This window comes from Pantoea sp. (genome assembly GCF_039594315.1).
GTDB lineage: Bacteria > Pseudomonadota > Gammaproteobacteria > Enterobacterales > Enterobacteriaceae > Pantoea.
Map to the genome: position 1 here is coordinate 1 of NZ_JBCNNP010000069.1, position 18,454 is coordinate 18,454.

General features: G+C 49.9%; 13 protein-coding genes. 5 read left to right on the forward strand and 8 right to left on the reverse strand.

Translation table 11 applies throughout. From position 1 onward, the window contains the following. Positions 1 to 118 precede the first annotated feature (118 nt). The 3 genes from cmk to serC all read right to left on the reverse strand — a co-directional run bounded on the left by cmk (position 119) and on the right by serC (position 3,451). On the reverse strand, positions 119 to 799 hold the full coding sequence (gene cmk, locus ABDW13_RS21520) for a (d)CMP kinase (protein ID WP_343554568.1): 681 nt from the start codon (positions 797 to 799) through the stop codon (positions 119 to 121). 198 nt (positions 800 to 997) lie between these two features. Beyond that, positions 998 to 2,284 (reverse strand): 3-phosphoshikimate 1-carboxyvinyltransferase, encoded by a 1,287-nt coding sequence (aroA, locus tag ABDW13_RS21525; RefSeq protein WP_343554569.1) that lies wholly within the window; start codon positions 2,282 to 2,284, stop codon positions 998 to 1,000. An 81-nt stretch (positions 2,285 to 2,365) separates the two neighbouring features. Then, complete coding sequence (gene serC, locus ABDW13_RS21530) at positions 2,366 to 3,451, reverse strand: 3-phosphoserine/phosphohydroxythreonine transaminase (RefSeq protein WP_343554570.1); 1,086 nt, start codon at positions 3,449 to 3,451, stop codon at positions 2,366 to 2,368. Positions 3,452 to 3,761: 310 nt separating this feature from the next. On the opposite strand from serC, the gene ycaO reads away from it, so the two are divergent. The 4 genes from ycaO (at position 3,762) to pflA (ending at position 9,990) form a co-directional block, all read left to right on the forward strand. Continuing rightward, on the forward strand, positions 3,762 to 5,525 hold the full coding sequence (ycaO, locus tag ABDW13_RS21535) for a 30S ribosomal protein S12 methylthiotransferase accessory factor YcaO (protein WP_343554571.1): 1,764 nt from the start codon (positions 3,762 to 3,764) through the stop codon (positions 5,523 to 5,525). 346 nt (positions 5,526 to 5,871) lie between these two features. Then, the gene (gene focA / locus ABDW13_RS21540; RefSeq protein WP_343554572.1) at positions 5,872 to 6,732 is read left to right on the forward strand and encodes a formate transporter FocA; all 861 of its coding nucleotides are present in this window, start codon (positions 5,872 to 5,874) and stop codon (positions 6,730 to 6,732) included. Between the two features lie 70 nt (positions 6,733 to 6,802). After that, positions 6,803 to 9,085, forward strand: a complete 2,283-nt coding sequence (pflB, locus tag ABDW13_RS21545; RefSeq protein WP_343554573.1) for a formate C-acetyltransferase — start codon at positions 6,803 to 6,805, stop codon at positions 9,083 to 9,085. A 164-nt stretch (positions 9,086 to 9,249) separates the two neighbouring features. Further along, positions 9,250 to 9,990 (forward strand): pyruvate formate lyase 1-activating protein, encoded by a 741-nt coding sequence (pflA, locus tag ABDW13_RS21550; protein ID WP_343554574.1) that lies wholly within the window; start codon positions 9,250 to 9,252, stop codon positions 9,988 to 9,990. Between the two features lie 50 nt (positions 9,991 to 10,040). On the opposite strand, the gene ABDW13_RS21555 is transcribed toward pflA, so the two are convergent. Next, positions 10,041 to 11,192 carry an MFS transporter gene (locus tag ABDW13_RS21555; protein WP_343554575.1) on the reverse strand — a complete coding sequence of 384 codons (1,152 nt, stop codon included), beginning with the start codon at positions 11,190 to 11,192 and terminating at the stop codon, positions 10,041 to 10,043. Here ABDW13_RS21555 and ABDW13_RS21560 point away from each other — a divergent pair. Continuing rightward, positions 11,140 to 11,367 (forward strand): hypothetical protein, encoded by a 228-nt coding sequence (locus ABDW13_RS21560; protein WP_343554580.1) that lies wholly within the window; start codon positions 11,140 to 11,142, stop codon positions 11,365 to 11,367. The two genes, ABDW13_RS21555 and ABDW13_RS21560, sit on opposite strands and share 53 nt — an antisense overlap. A gap of 138 nt (positions 11,368 to 11,505) precedes the next feature. On the opposite strand, the gene serS is transcribed toward ABDW13_RS21560, so the two are convergent. From serS to ABDW13_RS21580, 4 genes are all read right to left on the reverse strand, one after another. Next, the gene (gene serS, locus ABDW13_RS21565; protein WP_343554576.1) at positions 11,506 to 12,798 is read right to left on the reverse strand and encodes a serine--tRNA ligase; all 1,293 of its coding nucleotides are present in this window, start codon (positions 12,796 to 12,798) and stop codon (positions 11,506 to 11,508) included. A 97-nt stretch (positions 12,799 to 12,895) separates the two neighbouring features. Next, complete coding sequence (locus ABDW13_RS21570) at positions 12,896 to 14,242, reverse strand: replication-associated recombination protein A (RefSeq protein WP_343554577.1); 1,347 nt, start codon at positions 14,240 to 14,242, stop codon at positions 12,896 to 12,898. 7 nt (positions 14,243 to 14,249) lie between these two features. Continuing rightward, entirely contained in the window at positions 14,250 to 14,861 is a 612-nt protein-coding gene (gene lolA, locus ABDW13_RS21575) for an outer membrane lipoprotein chaperone LolA (RefSeq protein WP_343554578.1), read from the reverse strand. A 174-nt stretch (positions 14,862 to 15,035) separates the two neighbouring features. Continuing rightward, entirely contained in the window at positions 15,036 to 18,407 is a 3,372-nt protein-coding gene (locus tag ABDW13_RS21580) for a DNA translocase FtsK 4TM domain-containing protein (RefSeq protein WP_343554579.1), read from the reverse strand. Positions 18,408 to 18,454: the final 47 nt, after the last annotated feature.

The window sequence follows — 18,454 nt, forward strand, 5'->3', positions numbered from 1 at the left end:
GATAATCTTAGGATTCTTCAATTTAACGTCCACCTGACTTCATTGTCGGATGGGGTTGTTTCACATGCCCTGCACCGGGTCCTTGGTACAGGGTTACAGCAATTCGGTTGCCGAAAGATTAAATGCCTAGCTTCTGCTTAGCATAATCAAGTGCCTTTTCAATCACTTGCTCAATTGACATACTGGTTGAATCCAGTACCAGAGCATCTGTGGCAGGCACTAAAGGTGCGATGGCGCGATTACGATCGCGGTCGTCGCGTTCCTTTATCTCGGATAAAAGGCGATCAAAGTTAACACTAAAGCCCTTCTCCTGCAACTGTAGCATACGGCGATGCGCGCGCTCTTCCGAGCTCGCGTCGAGGAAAATTTTTACTGGCGCATCAGGGAAAACCACGGTTCCCATATCACGTCCATCCGCAATTAGACCCGGCTCTTCGCGGAAAGCGCGTTGACGACGCAAGAGTGCTTCACGTACGCGCGGAAAAGCAGCAACGCGCGAAGCGGTATTGCTCACTTCTTGCGTGCGAATTTCACCGGTCACATCTTCACCTTCCAGCACCACTTGCATTTCACCGTCTACCGAGAGAAAACGGACATCAAGATGCGCAGCCATTGGCACCAGCGCTTCTTCAGATTCAATATCCACTTGATGATGCAGTGCAGCCAAAGCCAATACGCGATAAATAGCGCCTGAATCCAATAAGTGCCACTGCAACGACTCCGCCATCGCTTTACATAAGGTTCCTTTACCCGCGCCACTTGGCCCATCGATGGTAATAACCGGGGCGATTGCCGTCATTGTTCTCTCCTGTTACTGCGTGCTTTTTGTCAGCCTTCTTGGCCATCTGGATTGCGCGGCATTATACGCTGCCCGCGTCAGGTGCGTTACCCTTTAGCGTAGATAGCGCTAGAAATATAGACAGATTCAGAACAATTTCCGCCGGATAAGGCCAAATGTAAGCAAAGAAACCCGGCGCTGATGCACCGGGAGGAGAGATTAGGCGATATGACTGATTTTCGCCAACTGCTGGAAATAATCCGGGAAAGTTTTTGCCGTACAGCCAGGATCGAGAATCGTTACTGGAGTATCAGATAGTGCCACCAGTGCAAAACACATCGCCATGCGGTGATCGTTATACGTCCCAATATCAGCATGTTGCAACTGTGCTGGTGGTGTCACACGAATGAAGTCGTGCCCCTCTTCCACTTCGGCACCCACTTTACGTAATTCAGTTGCCATTGCTGCCAGGCGATCGGTTTCTTTCACGCGCCAGTTGTAGATATTGCGCATCAACGTAGTGCCTTGTGCAAACAGCGCAGTGGTGGCAATGGTCATCGCCGCATCGGGAATGTGATTCATATCCATATCGATAGCGGTGAGTGAACCACGCGTGCAGGAGATGTAATCATCGCCCCACTCTATTACCGCGCCCATTTTTTCCAACACATCAGCAAAACGGATATCGCCCTGCACGCTATTACGGCCAATACCTGTAACGCGAACCGTGCCGCCTTTGATGGCTGCTGCAGCAAGGAAATAAGAAGCTGATGAAGCATCACCTTCAACCAGATAGTCACCCGGTGATTGATATTGCTGCTGGCCTTTAACAACGAAGCACTGGTAATTCTGATTATCGACTTCAACACCGAAGCAGCGCATCAAGTGCAAGGTGATATCAATGTAAGGCTTGGAAACCAAATCACCTTTGATTGTGATGGTGGTGTCTTGGTGCGCCAACGGCGCTGTCATCAACAGAGCGGTTAAAAACTGGCTTGATACGCTACCGTCTACACTGACTTCTCCACCAATAAATCCGCCGTTGAGGCGCAAAGGTGGATAATCGGTCTGCTCCAGATAATCGATATTTGCTCCACCCTGACGAAGAGCATCAACAAGGTGACCAATCGGGCGCTCTTTCATGCGCGGTTCACCGGTCAATACCACCGACTGCTGTCCTAAGCACAGCGCGGCCGCTAACGGACGCATCGCCGTACCGGCATTGCCGAGAAACAGCTCAAGAGGTTGATCTGCATGTAAAGGTCCCGCATTGCCGACCACTTCGCAAACAGTGCGATCTGCAGAAAGCGTGAAACTAACACCCAATGCTTCAAGCGCATTGAGCATGTGTTTGACATCATCGCTATCCAACAAGTTGGTCAGCCGAGTCGTGCCGTTTGCCAGCGCAGCCAATAACAGCGCACGGTTAGAAACACTTTTTGAACCCGGTAAGTTTACCGTGCCGTCAACGCGGACAATCGGCTGTAGAGTCAGGGAGTCCTGCATGTGAAACCAAATCTCCAGAAAATACGAGACCCCATCGTATGACGGGGTCTGCTACCAGTAAAACTGGCATGAATAATATAATTAGCCGTGGCGACGTTCGAAGTCGACCATGAATTCAGTCAAGGCTTTCACGCCTTCCAGCGGCATCGCATTGTAGATCGATGCACGCATACCGCCAACCACGCGATGGCCTTTGAGCGCGTGCAGACCGGCTTTAAGCGACTCATCAAGGAAGATTTTATCTAATGCTGCGTCAGCCAATTGGAATGGCACGTTCATACGTGAACGGTTCTCCGCTGCAACGTCATTGCGATAAAATGCACTATTATCAATCACGCCATATAACAGATCAGCTTTGGCTTGATTGACCTTATCCATTTCAGCGACTCCGCCATTCTCTTTCAGCCATTTGAATACCAGGCCAGAGAGATACCACGCAAAGGTTGGTGGCGTGTTGAACATTGATTCGTTTTCAGCCAACACCTTATAGTCAAGGATCGAAGGTACCCAACGCTGGGCTTTACCTAACAGATCTTCACGCACCACCACCAACGTTAAACCAGCAGGGCCAATGTTTTTCTGCGCGCCAGCATAAATAACGCCATAACGATTGATATCTAAAGGGCGTGACAGAATAGTAGAAGAGAGATCGGCTACCACGACTTTGTCGCCAAAGTCCGGTTCTTCATCAATGGCGATACCATCGATGGTTTCGTTGGGGCAGAAATGAACGTAAGCCGCGTCATCATTTAACTGCCATTCACGCATTGGTAACAAAGCCCGTTTACCATCGCGCGTGGTTTTGACATCAATGGTGTTTGGTGTACAGAATTTTTCAGCTTCTTTGATGGCGCTATGTGCCCAATAACCGCCGTCAATATAATCCGCCGATTTCGCATCACCGAGCAAATTGCCAGGAATCGCAGCAAACTGCGCACGCGCTCCGCCGTGACAGAATAAAACTTTGTAGTTGGCTGGGATTTTCAGCAGATCGCGAAAATCTTGTTCTGCCGCTTCTGCGACAGCAATAAACTCCTTGCTACGGTGGCTGATTTCCATCACCGAAGTACCTAACCCGTGCCAGTTTGTCAGTTCTTGTTCTGCGCGACGGAGCACTTCTACCGGTAGCATTGCTGGACCAGAGCTAAAATTATAAACCTGCGTCATTTCCCCTCACCACTGTCATATCGAACGGTTATGAATACTTCACCGGTTTTATCATTGCCTCCTTTTGGCTGCAATCATTAATCCGGCAACGATCACATTTCCAGAGCCAGCCCCACCGCAGCTTATGTCATAAATGTATTACGACACGGAATTTTGTGAGGCGGCTTCAGGAAGAAAAATCAGACAAGTAAATAGTGGAAAAGCCGCGGTTACGCTGAGATAAATTTGGCAGACTGAATAGCGAAGCACGCATAAAACCCGTATTATTGCGCGCTTTACGCCCACCCCATCGACTTGAGAGAGCGCCATCATGACGCAAACATTTATCCCCGGAAAAGACGCCGCATTGGAAGACTCCATTGCCCGCTTCCAACAGAAACTGCAAGACCTTGGTTTCAATATCGAAGAAGCTTCATGGCTTAATCCGGTACCTCACGTTTGGTCAGTGCATATTCGCGATCGTGATTGTCCGCTGTGTTTCACCAACGGCAAAGGTGCAAGTAAGAAAGCGGCACTGGCTTCCGCGTTGGGTGAATATTTTGAACGCCTCTCAACAAACTATTTCTTTGCCGATTTTTGGTTGGGTCAGACCATTGCGAATGATGATTTTGTTCACTATCCGAATGAGAAATGGTTCCCGCTCACGGAAGATGACAGCCTGCCGGAAGGGATTTTGGACGCACGCCTGCGTAAATTCTACGATCCAGAAGAGAGCCTTGGTGCTTCTGAATTGATTGATCTGCAATCAGGCAATGAAGAACGTGGTATTTGCGGCCTGCCCTTTACCCGCCAATCCGACCAGCAAACGGTTTATATCCCGATGAACATCATCGGCAACCTGTATGTATCAAACGGCATGTCGGCGGGTAACACCGCAAATGAAGCCCGCGTGCAGGGTTTGTCTGAAGTCTTTGAGCGTCATATTAAAAACCGCATCATTGCGGAGTCTATCAGCCTGCCAGAGATTCCTGCCGAAGTGATGCAGCGCTATCCTGGAGTGATTGAAGCGATTGAACGCCTGGAAGCTGAAGGTTTCCCGATCTTCTCATATGACGCTTCGTTAGGTGGCAAATACCCGGTTATATGCGTGGTGCTATTCAACCCAGCAAACGGTACTTGTTTCGCCTCATTCGGTGCGCATCCGGACTTTGGCGTCGCCCTGGAACGTACCGTCACTGAATTGTTGCAAGGCCGTGGTCTGAAAGACCTTGATGTTTTCACACCACCCACTTTTGATGATGAAGAAGTCGCTGAACACGCTAACCTGGAAACGCACTTCATCGATTCCAGCGGTTTGATTTCATGGGATATGTTCAAAGACGATGCGGATTATCCTTTCGTCGATTGGAGCTTCGCGGGCTCAACGCACGAAGAGTTCGATACCTTGATGGCAATTTTCCGCGCAGAAGATAAAGAAGTTTATATCGCGGATTATGAGCACCTGAGTGTTTATGCTTGCCGTATTATCGTACCTGGCATGTCTGACATCTATCCTGCTGAAGATCTGCTGCTGGCAAATAACAGCATGGGCGCACCGTTGCGTGAAACGCTGCTTGCGCTGCCTGAAAGTGAGTGGGAGCCAGAGGCTTACCTCGAACTTATTGTGCAATTGGATGAGGAAGGCCACGATGACTTTACTCGCGTGCGCGAATTGCTCGGCTTAGCTTCGGGCAAAGACAATGGCTGGTATACGCTGCGTATTGGTGAGCTTAAAGCGATGCTGGCGCTGGCCGGTGGCGATTTAGATCAGGCATTAATCTGGACTGAATGGACCATGGAGTTTAACCAGTCCATCTTCAGCGAAGAGCGCGCAAACTATTATCGCTGCCTACAGACGCTGCTGCTGCTGGCAATGGAAGAAGAGCGCGATCCGCTGCAATATCATCGTGCATTTACCCGCATGTATGGTCAAGCTGCGGTTGATGCAGCTTCAGCCGCGTTGAGTGGCGAAGCACCTTTCTATGGATTGCAAGCTGTCGACCTGGATTTAAAAGCCTTCCCAGCACATCAATCACTGTTAGCGGCTTATGAGAAATTACAGGCAGCTAAACGACGCTATTGGTCGCAAAAGTAATTATTAATATTTGATGATCGTTTGATTAAAAAAAAGAAAATGGCACTGAAAATCAGTGCCATTTTTTATGATGAAAATTTATTCCAAAATAAACGGAATATTTAATAACAATTGAGATTCAATCGTTAATTTATTTTAACAACCTAGTGCATCACAGTCGTTACATTCAACTTATTTTGCATAAATTAAAAATTATTTATTTGATTATTTTCAGTCATTTAACCACAAAAACTCATCATTACCGTTTCGCTTACCCGCCACCTTCCGGGCAAATATGATCCATATCAATTTCTGACCTATACTCCTTTGTTAGTATCTTTACAGGCAATTTTTGGAGATAGTTAGTGTGAAAGCTGACAACCCTTTTAATTCATTATTACCGGCAGCAATGGCAAAAGTTGCAGAAGAAGCTGGTGTATATAAAGCTACTAAACATCCCTTAACGACTTTCTTCCTTGCCATCACTGCTGGCATATTTATCTCTATCGCATTTGTCTTCTATATCACTGCAACCACCGGAAGTGGCGCTATGCCTTATGGCATAGCCAAACTGATTGGCGGTATCTGTTTTTCTCTCGGTTTAATGCTGGTTGTGGTTTGTGGTGCAGATTTATTCACCTCAACGGTGCTGATCGTGGTTGCTAAAGCCAGTGGACGGATTACCTGGCTGCAGTTAGGCCGACACTGGCTGAACGTGTATGTCGGTAATCTGTTCGGCGCGCTGTTCTTTGTGGCATTGATCTGGTTCGCAGGCGAACACATGGTGGCGAATGGAGCATGGGGATTAAATGTTCTGCAAACGGCAGACCACAAAATGCATCACACTTTTATTGAAGCCGTTAGCTTGGGCACGCTAGCTAATCTGATGGTTTGCCTGGCGGTATGGATGAGTTATTCCGGTCGCAGTTTGGTAGACAAGATGCTTGCGATGATTTTACCCGTCGCCATGTTTGTTGCTTCAGGTTTTGAACACAGCATCGCCAACATGTTCCTTATCCCAATGGCGATCGTTATTCGCGATTTCGCCAGCCCTGAATTCTGGCAAATGACCGGTTCAAGCGCCGCACAATTTCAATCACTCAATGTTGGCGATTTTATTATCAACAACCTCATTCCTGTGACCATCGGCAACATTATCGGCGGTGGATTGCTTGTAGGTTTGACCTACTGGGTAATCTATCTGCGTGGCAACGAGCCGGTGCATTAATTAATTGGTATAGGCGTGCTTAATCAGCGCGCCAATGCATCAAAGTCTCCCTAAATAAGGCAGGTATATCATGTCCGAACTGAATGAAAAAATGGCGTCAGCCTGGGAAGGATTTAGCGCCGGCGAATGGCAGAACAGCGTCAATGTCCGTGACTTTATCCAAAAAAACTACACACCGTATGAAGGGGACGAATCCTTCCTGGCAGGTGCAACTCCGGCAACAGATAAGTTGTGGGAAAGCGTGCTTGAAGGCATCAAAATTGAAAACCGCACGCATGCTCCGGTCGATTTCGATACCGACTTAGCGTCAACCATTACTTCGCACGATGCCGGTTACATCAGTAAATCACTGGAAAAAATTGTTGGCCTGCAAACTGAAGCGCCTCTGAAACGTGCCATCATTCCATTCGGTGGCATCAAAATGGTTGAAGGCTCTTGTAAAGTTTATGGTCGCGAACTCGATCCAGCGCTGAAAAAAGTCTTCACCGATTACCGCAAAACTCATAACCAAGGCGTATTTGATGTTTATACACCAGACATCATGCGCTGCCGCAAATCAGGCGTGCTGACCGGTTTACCAGATGCCTATGGCCGCGGCCGCATCATTGGTGACTATCGTCGCGTTGCCCTTTACGGCATCGACTTCCTGATGAAAGACAAAGTGGCGCAGTTCAACTCTCTGCAAAGCGATATGGAAAACGGCGTTAATCTCGAAGCCACCATTCGTTTACGTGAAGAGATTTCTGAACAGCATCGTGCATTGGGCCAGATTAAAGAAATGGCGGCTAAGTACGGTTCTGATATCTCACTGCCAGCCACCACCGCGCAAGAAGCGGTGCAGTGGACTTACTACGGTTATCTCGCTGCGGTTAAATCGCAGAACGGCGCCGCAATGTCATTTGGTCGCGTATCAACCTTCCTTGACGTGTATATCGATCGTGATATTCAGGCCGGTAAACTGACTGAAGAAGATGCGCAGGAACTGATTGACCATCTGGTGATGAAACTGCGTATGGTGCGTTTCCTGCGCACCCCAGAATACGATGAGCTGTTCTCTGGCGACCCAATTTGGGCGACAGAATCTCTGGCAGGTATGGGCGTTGATGGGCGTACCTTGGTGACTAAAAGCACCTTCCGCTTCCTGAACACGCTGTACACCATGGGTCCTTCTCCAGAACCTAACATGACCATTTTGTGGTCTGAAAAACTGCCGGTTAACTTTAAAAAATACGCTGCTAAAGTCTCCATCGATACCTCTTCATTGCAGTACGAAAATGATGACCTGATGCGCCCTGACTTCGACAACGACGACTACGCGATTGCTTGTTGCGTGAGCCCAATGATTGTCGGTAAGCAAATGCAGTTCTTTGGTGCGCGTGCCAACCTCGCTAAAACTCTGCTGTACGCAATCAATGGCGGTGTGGATGAGAAATTGAAAATGCAGGTTGGCCCGAAAGAGAAGCCAATTACTGATGAAATTCTCGATTTCGACGTCGTGATGGAGCGTTTGGATCACTTCATGGATTGGCTGGCTAAGCAGTACGTCACTTCCCTGAATATCATCCACTACATGCATGACAAGTACAGCTACGAAGCTTCGCTGATGGCGCTGCACGATCGTGATGTTTATCGCACCATGGCGTGTGGTATCGCGGGCTTGTCAGTCGCTGCTGACTCACTGTCTGCGATTAAATATGCCAAAGTGAAAACTATCCGTGATGAGGATGGTTTAGCAGTCGATTTCGAAATCGAAGGCGAATATCCGCAGTTCGGTAATAACGACTCTCGCGTAGATGACATGGCGTGTGATTTAGTTGAGCGTTTCATGAAGAAAATTCAGAAACTGCAAACCTACCGTAACGCCGTGCCAACGCAGTCGGTTCTCACCATCACTTCTAACGTGGTTTATGGTAAGAAAACCGGTAATACCCCAGATGGACGTCGTGCTGGTGCGCCATTCGGTCCAGGTGCAAACCCAATGCACGGACGCGATCAGAAAGGTGCGGTTGCTTCATTGACCTCCGTAGCGAAACTGCCATTTGCCTACGCCAAAGACGGTATATCTTATACCTTCTCTATCGTGCCAAATGCGCTGGGTAAAGATGATAACGTGCGTAAAACCAACCTTGCAGGCCTTATGGATGGTTACTTCCATCATGAAGCCAACATCGAAGGCGGCCAGCATTTGAACGTCAACGTGATGAACCGTGAAATGTTGTTGGATGCCATGGAACATCCAGAGAAGTACCCACAGCTGACTATTCGCGTGTCCGGATATGCTGTTCGCTTCAACTCGCTGACTAAAGAGCAGCAGCAAGATGTTATTACACGTACTTTCACTCAGTCGCTGTAATCACACTTAGTTGAGATTCAAAGGCTCCTGCGGGAGCCTGTTCTCCACAAGTCTATTTTGCCAGTTTGCTATTGCTGGCGGCCTGGCAAAATCGACTTTTACTTTTCGAGCACAACATAGATTGTGCTGCCTGAGGTTCAGGCTCACCTGGAGAACACATCGCAATGTCAACCATCGGTCGTATCCACTCTTTTGAATCCTGCGGCACTGTAGACGGTCCGGGAATTCGCTTTATTACCTTTTTCCAGGGCTGCTTAATGCGCTGCTTGTATTGCCATAATCGCGATACATGGGACACGCATGGCGGTAAAGAAGTCACCGTTGATGAATTAATGAAAGATGCACTCTCTTACCGTCACTTCATGAATGCATCCGGTGGCGGCGTAACGGCATCCGGCGGCGAAGCGATTCTGCAAGCCGAATTTGTGCGTGACTGGTTCCGGGCATGTCAGGCCGAAGGGATTCATACTTGCCTTGATACTAACGGCTTTGTCCGTCGTTATGATCCAGTGATCGATGAGCTGCTTGAAGCCACTGATTTAGTTATGCTCGATCTCAAGCAGATGAACGATGATGTGCATGAAATTCTGGTGGGTGTATCCAATCATCGCACGCTAGATTTCGCCCGCTATCTTCAGAAAAAAGGTAAACGCACCTGGATTCGTTATGTGGTGGTACCGGGCTACTCTGATGATGAAGATTCCGTTCATCGTTTGGGTGAATTCACCAAAGATATGGATAACATCGAGAAAATTGAATTGCTGCCTTATCATGAATTGGGTAAGCACAAATGGATTGCCATGGGTGAAGAGTACAAATTGGATGGCGTAAAACCGCCAAGCAAAGAAACCATGGAGCGAGTGAAAAGTATCCTGGCCAGTTATGGTCATGAAGTGATGTATTAATGACTATAAAAAAGGGGAGCCGCTTGGCTCCCCTTTCCTATTCTGCAAATTTAGGCATGTGCCACAGGTGTTGCCTGATGATCGGCTTTCCGCAACAGCATCACCAGATACACCAACGCGACCACCGCAATCATCACAAACAGCAAGCGATCAGAATAATTCTGCATCAGCATTGATGTCATTCCTGGCCCCACCAAACTGCCGACCGTATAGCTGAACAACAACGCCTGATTCATCGCGACGAGTTCATGATGCGCCACCGTTTCACACGCCCAGGACATCGCTACCGGATAAAGCGTGAAGCCTGCCAGGCCCAACACAAACAGCGCCGGTGCCATCGCCGCATCACCCAGCATGGCAATTGCACCTAAAATAACCACGAAAACCTGCACCCGAAGCACGATCAGACGACCAAAACGATCGGCCAGACGCCCAATCGGCCACTGCCCAACGATGCCTGAGCTGACTAACAAGGCCATCCAATATCCAACGGTGGCATCGCTCATGCCTTGATGTGACAAATACAGCGGCATCAGTCCATAAAGCGATCCCAACACGATGCCGGAGATGATGCAGCCATTGATACCCAGGCGAGAGCTACGACGGCGCAACATAATCCAAATACGTCCGGTAGAAGCTTCCTCTGTTGCCGCGCTGGCATTGGCCTGCACAAAAACCACTGGCAACACCGCGCAAATGATCAACGCAGTCACCCATGGAATTACATACAGCAATTCTGTCGATACGCGGCTCACTAACAATTGACCGGCAACCGTACCGAGATAGTAAATGATCATGTATGCAGCCAGTAGTTGACCACGATTACGAACCGTTCCGCTGCACAGCAGCGCACTTTCAACCACCACCCAGATCAAGGCACAACCGACGCCAGCCATAAAGCGCAACATGGTCCAGCTGTAAAAACCGTCCAGCAGAACCATGCCCATCGTGGCCAACGCGAACAAGACGCTAGCCAGATAGAAACAACGGTTAAAGCCGTAACGATTGATCAGCCAACCCGCCAGCAGAGTGCCCAGCAAGTTTCCGGTGTAATACGACGAGCTAGCCATACCCACTTGCCAGGTTGGCAATAAATCATGAGTAAGCCAAAGCGGCACTAACGTATTAAGCACAGCGATAGACACCGTCATGAGCATTAAGCCGCAAAGCAGCAAAACGACGGGGCGCGACCAGGTTGACATAGGGAGTAAAACCAAAAGAGATGACAATAATTGCGCGCAGTTTGCCATTAGCTATTTTAAAGTCAATGTGCAAAAAATAGCCGCCGCACAATTTGCTGCAGAACAATTTATTTTTTTTATCTTCAGCGGGTTACGGCGGGTAAGAACTTTCTTGGGATATTCTCTATCTATTTGAATTTGTGATTTTTACTTGTTGGGATGCATATGCTATCGATAACGTTTATTTGTGATTAATTCCTACTAAAAAATAATTATTTTTCCGCTTAAGAAACAAAAAACCCGGCAATGCCGGGTTTGTCATTAAGCGTGTTGATTAACCAACAAATTCCAAGCCGCCCATGTATGGACGCAACACTTCTGGCACTTCAATACGGCCATCAGCTTGCTGATAGTTTTCCAGCACCGCAACCAGAGTACGACCAACCGCAAGACCTGAACCGTTCAACGTATGCATCAAACGAGGTTTCTTATCGGTTTTGTTGCGGCAGCGGGCTTGCATACGGCGAGCCTGGAAATCACCCATGTTAGAACATGATGAGATTTCGCGATAAGTATCTTGCGCTGGCAACCACACTTCCAGGTCGTAGGTTTTAGCGGAGCCAAAGCCCATATCGCCGGTGCAGAGCAGCACTTTACGGTATGGCAGATTCAGCAATTGCAGCACTTTTTCTGCATGGCCTACCAACTCTTCCAACGCATCCATTGAAGTTTCAGGCGCAACAATCTGTACCATCTCAACTTTATCAAACTGGTGCATACGGATTAAACCGCGAGTATCGCGACCATATGAACCGGCTTCTGAACGGAAGCAAGGCGTATGAGCAGTCAATTTGATCGGTAGAGATTCTTCTTCAACGATCTCATCACGTACCAGGTTGGTCAGCGGCACTTCTGCGGTTGGGATCAGCGCGTAGTTGCTGCTGCCTGCTTCTTCGCCGAGTGGCTTAGTGTGGAACAGGTCTTCACCAAATTTCGGCAATTGACCGGTGCCATAGAGCGTTTCCTGATTCACCAAATAAGGAACGTAGGTTTCGAGGTAACCGTGCTGCTGCGTATGCAAATCCAGCATGAACTGGCTTAAAGCACGATGCAGTCGCGCGATTTGACCTTGCATCACGATGAAACGTGAGCCAGTCAATTTAACCGCAGCGGCGAAATCCAGCCCTTTGGCGGCTTCACCCAGCTCAACGTGGTCTTTTACCGCGAAATCAAACTGGCGCGGCGTGCCCCAACGGCTGACTTCCTGGTTTTCGCTATCGTCTTTGCCCAGTGGAACTTCGTCCACTGGCAGGTTTGGCAGCGCCAAAGCAAAATCACGAATTTCGTTCTGCAAGACATCCAGTTCTGCTTTAGCCGCATCCAGGCGTTCGCCCAGTGCGTTCACTTCCTGACGCAGCGGCTCGATGTCTTCCCCACGTGCTTTGGCCTGACCGATGGATTTGGATCGGGAATTGCGCTCAGCCTGTAGATTTTCAGTTTCTACCTGCAACACTTTACGGCGCTCTTCGAGCGAACGTAAGGTTTCCACATCCAGTTTAAATCCTCGGCGTGCCAGTTTTTCTGCGACTGCGTCTGGCTCGTTACGCAGCAGGTTGGGATCGAGCATGCTAATCCTGTGTAATAAAAGGTTGATTGAACGAAAGGCGGGATGCATCCCCATGGAATGCAATGAAATCCTTGCTCACCTTACCGTAAGGTGTTTATCAGCGGTAGCGTTTTATCGGGCTATTTTGATCCTGCTCAGCCAGCCAGGCGAGTTTTTCGCCAATTTTCCCCTCAAGCCCGCGCGTGCTTGGCTGATAGTAGCGAGTTTGTGCCATTTCAGGCGGGAAATAGACTTCACCAGCGGCATAGGCGTTAACTTCGTCATGCGCATAACGATACTCTTTGCCCAGCCCCATTTCCTTCATCAGTTTGGTCGGCGCATTGCGTAAATGCTCTGGCACATCGTAATCCGGGAACTCACGCGCATCACGCATTGCCGCTTTAAACGCGGTATAAACCGCATTGCTTTTCGGGGCGCTCGCGAGGTAAACAATAGCTTGAGCAATCGCCCTTTCCCCTTCTGCCGGTCCAACGCGGGTAAAACAATCCCACGCAGCAAGTGCGACCTGCATACCACGCGGATCAGCGTTACCGACATCTTCCGAAGCGATTGCCAGCAAACGCCGCGCAACGTACAGCGGGTCGCCACCCGCGGTGATGATACGCGCATACCAATACAACGCTGCATCCGGCGCGGATCCCCGCACTGACTTGTGCAATGCGGAAATCAGATCGTAAAAACGGTCGCCTTTATTATCAAAGCGCGCCGCTCTTTCACCAGACACTTCATTAAGCAATTGCGGTGTTAACTCTCGCTGATTAGCGGCATTTAGCTCTGCCATATCCGCCATCATTTCCAGAGTATTTAACGCGCGGCGTGCATCACCATTCACCAGCTCGGCGATCATGCGCCGCGTATTTTCTGGCAGTACAATGTCGCTTTTGCCATATCCGCGATCCTCATCCTGCATCGCTTGCGACAGCACTTGCTCGATGTCAGCGGTGGTCAACGACTTCAACAGGTAAACACGTGCCCGCGACAGCAAGGCTGAATTCAGTTCAAATGAAGGATTTTCTGTGGTGGCACCAATAAACGTGATGGTGCCATCTTCGATATGCGGCAGGAACGCATCTTGCTGGCTTTTATTGAAGCGATGTACTTCATCAACAAACAAGATAGTGCGACGGCCAACCTGGCGGTTTTGACGTGCACGCTCAATCGCTTCTCGAATCTCTTTAACGCCGGAAGTGACCGCAGATATACGCTCAACATCGGCTTTACCGTATTGACCAATTATTTCGGCAAGCGTGGTTTTGCCTGTCCCCGGTGGCCCCCACAAAATCATCGAATGCAAATGCCCCGCTTCAATCGCGCGCGGCAAAGGTTTTCCAGGAGCCAGCAAATGCTGCTGTCCGATATATTGCTGCAACGTAGCTGGCCGCATACGCGCGGCCAGCGGCTGAAACTCATTCGATGGGGCGAAATCCAGAGACAGGTTACTCACCGTGACCTCACTGACGTTGATCGTCTACCGTTACCCCTTTTGGCGGCGTAAAGGTAAATTTGTCTGGGCTAATTGCACCGTTGTTTTGGCTTTTCAGCTGATAATCACTGTGCTGACCATCCTGCTCAATGGCGCTGAATTTATTGATGGTGCCAGAGGACGTCACATTAATGGTAAATTGTTTGAGATTCCCATCGCTGCCTTTCGGGGTTAGCTCGAAATTATCGCCCTGCTGCTTAATGTTGTATTGCTTCCAATCGCTTGGTTGGTTACGCGCAATCAACATAAACGGCGTGTTGCTGGCTGCGTTTTGCAACAAACTTACGCTGGCCTGCTCAACAAAAGGATTGTAGAACCACAGATTTTTGCCATCAGAAATAATTACGCTTTCATCGGGTGCAGTCATGTGCCAGTTGAACAAGCTCGGGCGTTTAACCCACAATTCCCCTTCGCCATCCTGCACATTGGCACCGCCGGCATCCGTCACTTTCTGGCTGAAGCTGGCATGGAAGCTGTTCACTTTATTCAGACGCTGTTGTAAATCGCTCGACGCATCCGCCAATACTGATGCGGAAACAAAGCTGGCCAACAGGCCGCAGGCAATAACGTGTAATTTCATCTGACTCGATTCCTTATTCATTGTTTCCCGACACTTACACGATTAAACGTAGTTGCCGTCCTGTCATTTTGACAGGAGAAAAAGCCGAAAGCTCCCAGTGATATGGGGTTTAATCACCAGATAAACAATGGGCCAGTATTCACTGGCCCATTGGATGGCAATTACCTGCGAACATTACATCTCATGCGGTGGCGGAGAAAGCACCTCGCGGTTACCGTTGTGTCCCGGTTCAGAAACGATGCCCTGCGCTTCCATCTGTTCGATGATGCGCGCGGCACGGTTATAACCAATACGGAACTGGCGCTGTACCCCGGAAATTGAGGCACGACGTTTCTCAACAATGAAAGCAACGGCTTGATCGAACAACGGATCAAGCTCTTCATCGCTTATACCGCCGCCGGCACTTTCACTCTCTTCACCCGCCGTAATGCTTTCGATGTACTGCGGTCGACCACGCGCTTTCCAATCTTGCACAACCGCGTGCACTTCCTGATCGCGAACAAACGCACCATGTACACGAACCGGCATAGAGGAGTTAGGCGGCATATACAGCATGTCACCCATCCCCAGCAGTGATTCCGCGCCGCCTTGATCGAGAATGGTACGTGAATCGATCTTGCTGGAAACGGTAAATGCGATACGCGTCGGAATGTTGGCCTTGATCAAACCGGTGATGACATCAACCGATGGACGCTGCGTGGCGAGCACGAGGTGAATACCGGCTGCACGGGCTTTTTGGGCCAGACGTGCAATCAATTCCTCAACCTTCTTACCAACCGCCATCATCAAATCGGCGAATTCATCAACTAATACGACAATATACGGCAGTTTTTCCAGTACCGGCGGCGTGGTATCCATGCTGTCGCCCGGCTTCCAAAACGGATCTGGAATTGGACGGCCCATCGCGGCAGCTTGCTCAATCTTCTCGTTGTAACCAGCAAGATTACGCACACCAAGCGCGGACATCAGCTTATAGCGACGTTCCATCTCACCAACACTCCAGCGCAGCGCATTCGCGGCATCTTTCATATCAGTAACGACTTCGGTCAGCAGATGCGGAATACCTTCGTATACCGACAATTCCAGCATTTTCGGGTCGATCATAATAAAGCGCACTTCTTCCGGCGTGGCTTTATACAACATGCTGATAATCATGGTGTTGACGCCGACTGACTTACCAGAACCGGTAGTACCGGCAACCAGCAAGTGCGGCATCTTGGCCAGGTCCGCCACAACAGGCTCGCCAGCAATGTCTTTACCCAGCACTACCGCTAGTGGTGATGGATTGTCGCGGAATTTTGGGCAATCCAGAACTTCACGCAGATAAACGGTTTGACGATGCTTGTTCGGCAGTTCCAAACCGACATAAGGTTTGCCTGGAATGACTTCAACAACACGTACCGCAACCGCTGAAAGCGAACGCGCCAGATCACGCGACAAGTTAGAAATGCGTGATGCCTTAACGCCTGGAGCCAAATCCAACTCAAAACGGGTGATTACCGGTCCTGGCGAAATGCCTACCACTTCGGCCTTCACGCGGTAATCCGCCAGGCGTGCTTCGACCAGACGCGCAGTTTGTTCCAATGCAAACATATCTACTGGTTCGGCTTCGACCGGAGGCGGTGTAAGCAGATCCAGCGTTGGCAGCGGCGTGGAAGGCTTTTCCAGCGGCTGTTCGTGACGTACCAGGAATGGATGGAACAAACTGTCTTGCACTGGCGCAGCAGGTTTCACCGGCGCTGGCGGCACAGAGTAGTCTTCCTGTTCCGGTGACGACCACGGACTGTTTTCTTCATTCAATGAAGGCAGAGTTTCTGCTTGTGGCGCCGCAGGCTGTTGCCACTGCGCGGGCGCTTCAGGTTCTGCCGTCGCCGAAAGTGTAAACAGCGGCTCGCTTGGACTGTCATCGACCAAATCTTTCATCGGTGAAAAATCAAAGGCAGATGACGTATCAAGGTTAAATACCGGTGCAGGTTTCTCTTCCGGCTCGTTATAGCGTTGTTGTTGCTGATCAGCAAATTGACGCGCGAGTTGCGCCTGTTGCAACGCATCCTCATCTTCAGGTTCTTGCACGTCCTGCCAGCGATCACCATAACGATCCTGTTGCTGCGACTGGAAAGCTTCGCGCAATTGCGCTTCCTGCATGGCGACATCATCTTCATGTGCTGGTGCACTATATGATGCCGACACTTCAGGCTGCTGCTGTTCCGCTTCTTTAGCTTGCTCTTCAGCCATACGTTGCGAAGGCAGTTTAATGCCATATGAAGCTAGCTCACGACGAGTAGGCAGCTTCACTTTATTCGGACGGGGTAATTCAGGGCCGATGCCTTGTTTCACCTGCGGGTTGTAATCGCGCTCAGGCACGATATCAAAAGCAGGAGAGTAAGCAGCAGATGCCGCTTTGACCGTACCTGCAGCCAGCGACGCTGCGGCGGCTGTATTGAGCGATGCAGAGGAATGCGCAGCATCCTGCCAGTTGCCCATGCTTGGACCGTCATCGTCATCAGCAGGAGAAAATGGCGAAGGTGCAGGTTCATTCGGCACTTCAAAGCGATACAGCGGCGTTGAAGCTTGCGCGATGGGCTCTGGAGCCGGCGCGATAGGTTGATGAGTTGCAACAGGTGCTGGCTCCTCAGGACGAGGCGGCGCAGCAGGTTCCACTGACGCGCTTGGACTTGCGACAGTAGGCGCTTGTTGGGCTGCCTGAGTTGTAACTGCAATCGCAGCAGCGGTCGCGGCACTGGCTTTCGCCAACAGCGGATCGTCGCCTAATGCTGCAACAGCAGGTTCGTCAAGCTTGCGCGGTTTCGCCAACAACACGTCATCGTCTTCACTATCAGACTGCGCGGCATGCATCGAAGGCGGCGTATTTTCAGCCAGCTCCTGATCTTCATATTCGTACTCATCTTCCTGCCAAGGCTCATCATGGCGAGAACGGTTGCTGGCAAATGTCAGTACACCCATTACCACCCCACCAATCCTCTCGGCAATGGTCAGCCAGGACCAACCGGTGTACAACGTGATGCCTGCCGCCCAAACACACAGCAACGTCAAGGTGCCACCCGCGGAACTGAACCACGGTGCCATGGCATTACTGACCAGGCTGCCAATGACGCCGCCCGAAGCAAAGTACCAGATATCATCGACGTTGAGCGCAGCTAGACCGCAAGTTGTCACCACCAAAGCCAGCACACCAATCAGGCGTAAGCCGACGGCAAAGTAGTCGATGTAATCGTGGCGATCGCGTTGGCGGAAGGTGATCCAACAAAGACCAATAATGACGGGAGGAATGGCGTAAGCCATCACGCCAAAAATGAACAATAGCGTATCAGCCAGCCATGCGCCGACACTGCCACCCAGATTATGGATAGGTTCATGCCATGCGGTTTGCGACCAGCTTGGATCTGAAGGGTTAAAACTAACCAACGACACCATCAAATAGACGGCGAACAAGGCCACAAGAATCAGCAACGCTTCCAGCAGACGACGTCCACTGCTCAGCGGTTGTAACGAAACATCTTTATCTTCTGTATATTCCTGGCTCAAGAGAACTCTCCAGGTGCCTGTAAATTAAGAAGGCAACAACGTCGGGC